Genomic DNA, 706 nt, shown 5'->3' on the forward strand with positions numbered 1-706 from the left:
CATTTGAGACAAAACTCCAGTCTGAGATAAAAGGCGGATTGACTATCCCTCCCGTTTTATAGTCGTACCCACCTGCAAGATGTACTAGATTACCGTTGGCGTCCTTAACATACTGAACGCCACTGCCGACCCGATAGAACACCGGGAACCGCTCCTGATTCTGGTAGGTGCCTTGTGCGGTTCCTGCATCGGTCATATCCAGTGCTGAAACTTCAGTTACTATTTTGTTCAGCCGTGGTGTATGGAAGTCTCGCCAATGGTTATTTCTGTCTACCAGGGTATAAGCCGTGTCGTCTCCATACCCAAATTTTACACTTTGATAACCCGAATTGTGTTTTACGCTCACGATATATTGCGGCGCAACTAATGTTGCCACCCCTGTTCTATCATTTGAGCTGAAGTCTATCATTGGCGCTTTATTTAAGCTTGTAACAACATTGCCCTGTTTATCATAAAGGGGAATATTCACGGCACCGGGTTTGAATGCACCTTTATTTTCAGCAAAATCACGATAGGTCTGATACGACGTTAAATTGGTCGTCACCGAAGCCACTGATGAGGTAGAGTATAATAATCCCATAACACTCACTAAAAGGGCATGCAACGAGATCGTAAAAGAGGAGCATTTCCTTATACCTTTACTAACTTCTGAAACAACAACCGCCTCACCCTTTCTATTCTTTTTTATTGCATATATTTTATTCAC

At 43.2% G+C, this 706-nt stretch carries 1 protein-coding gene; it reads right to left on the reverse strand.

All coding sequences use genetic code 11. The annotated features are described in order from the left end of the window. A partial coding sequence (locus tag JTI98_RS21085) for a S6 family peptidase (RefSeq protein WP_371811907.1) occupies positions 1–706 on the reverse strand: 706 nt, incomplete at its 3' end.

The sequence above is a fragment of the Citrobacter sp. MGH 55 genome, from assembly GCF_016906145.1.
Taxonomy (GTDB): Bacteria; Pseudomonadota; Gammaproteobacteria; order Enterobacterales; family Enterobacteriaceae; genus Citrobacter_A; species Citrobacter_A amalonaticus.